The sequence below is a fragment of the Streptomyces bohaiensis genome (assembly GCF_012033785.1).
In the GTDB taxonomy this organism is placed as follows: domain Bacteria; phylum Actinomycetota; class Actinomycetes; order Streptomycetales; family Streptomycetaceae; genus Streptomyces; species Streptomyces bohaiensis.
In genome coordinates, this window is record NZ_JAAVJC010000486.1 from 1 (window position 1) to 1774 (window position 1774).

The 1774-nt window shown below is 74.0% G+C and carries 2 protein-coding genes; both read right to left on the reverse strand.

All coding sequences use genetic code 11. The features are described from left to right. Window positions 1-51 precede the first annotated feature (51 nt). On the reverse strand, window positions 52-1128 hold the full coding sequence (locus tag HCN52_RS24150; protein WP_168090543.1) for a threonine aldolase family protein: 1077 nt from the start codon (window positions 1126-1128) through the stop codon (window positions 52-54). Further along, a partial coding sequence (locus HCN52_RS24155; RefSeq protein WP_168090544.1) for an SDR family oxidoreductase occupies window positions 1125-1774 on the reverse strand: 650 nt, incomplete at its 5' end. The genes HCN52_RS24150 and HCN52_RS24155, both read right to left, overlap by 4 nt.

Below are 1774 nucleotides of genomic sequence, written 5' to 3' on the forward strand. Positions count from 1 at the left end.
GGTGACCGGGGCGTGCCCCGGTCACCGCACCACCGGCCGGGGAGAGGGGCCTCAGCGGCCCATCTCCTCCCGCAGGGCCGCGAGGAATCCGTCGACGTCCTCCTCGGTGGTGTCGAACGAGCACATCCAGCGCACCTCGCCGGCCCGCTCGTCCCAGAAGTAGAAGCGGTACCGCTTCTGGAGGCGTTCGCTCACCTCGTTGGGGAGCCGCGCGAAGACCGCGTTGGCGTCCACCGGGTGGATGATCTCCACGCCGGGGACCTCCCGGACGCCCGCTGCGAGCCGCGCCGCCATGGCGTTGGCGTGCCGGGCGCTGCGCAGCCAGAGGTCGCCCGCCAGCAGTGCCTCCAGCTGGACGGAGACGAACCGCATCTTGGAGGGGAGCTGCATCGACAGCTTCCGGATGTGCTTCATCCGCCGGACCGCGTCGGGGTCGAGCACGACCACGGCCTCTCCGAAGAGCATGCCGTTCTTGGTGCCGCCGAACGAGACCACGTCCACGCCCGGCACGTTGGTCAGGGCGCGCATCGGCACGTCCAGCGCGGCCGACGCGTTGGCCAGCCGGGCGCCGTCGAGGTGGACGAGCATGCCGTGCTGGTGGGCGTGGTCGCAGATCGCGCGGATCTCGTCCGGGGTGTAGACGGTGCCGAGTTCGGTGGACTGGGTGATCGAGACGACCTGCGGCATCGCCCGGTGCTCGTCCTCCCACCCGAACGCCTGGCGGTCGATCAGCTCCGGCGTGAGCTTGCCGTTCTCGGTGGGGACGGTGAGCAGCTTCAGCGAACCGACCCGTTCGGGGGCGCCGCCCTCGTCGACGTTGATGTGCGCGCTCTCGGCGGCGATGACCGCCCCCCAGCGGTCGGTCAGCGCCTGGAGGGCGACCACGTTGGCGCCGGTGCCGTTGAAGACCGGGTAGGCGTGGGCGCGCCCGCCGAAGTGCGACCGTACGACGCGCTGCAGGTGCTCGGTGTACTCGTCGCCGCCGTAGGCGACCTGGTGCCCGCCGTTGGCGAGGGCGAGCGCTGCGAGTATCTCGGGGTGCGTCCCGGCGTAGTTGTCGCTGGCGAACCCCCGTGTCTCGGGGTCGTGGCGGCGCTTGGCGTCCGTGCGCCCGGGGTTCGGCCTCACGGCTGGGGTGTGAGCCACAGGCGCTGTCCGTTCACGTCGGCGGCGGGTCGGTTCCAGGTGTCGGCGACGGCGTCCGCGAGGTCGGTCACCTCGGTGAAGCCCGCGAACTTGGCGTTGGGGCGCTCGGCCCGCATCGCGTCGTGCACCAGCGCCTTGACCACCAGCACGGCGGCGGCGGCGCGCGGGCCCGCGTCCCCGCCGTCCTTGCGGAACCCGTCCGCCATGGCGAGCGTCCACGCCTCGGCGGCGGCCTTGGCCGCCGCGTAGGCGGCGTTCCCGGCGGTGGGGCGGCCCGCGCCCGCGGCGCTGACCAGCAGGAACCGCCCGTTGCCGCTGCGGCGCAGCGGGGCTTCGAACGCCAGGGAGGTGTGCTGGACGGTGCGGATCAGCAGGGGCTCCAGCGCGTCCCAGTCCGCGAGGTCGGTCTCGGCGAAGCCGGCCGAGCCGCGCCAGCCGCCCACCAGGTGGACGAGGCCGTCGACGCGGCCGAACTCCTGCTCGATGCGGTCGGCCCACTGGCGTGCGGCCGCCGGGTCCAGCAGGTCGACGGTGTCGCCCGCGACGGTGGCGCCGGGGTAGGCGGCGCGCGTGGCGTCCACCGCGCCGGCGAGCCGGGCGGCGTCCGCGTCCGCGGCCACCACGACGG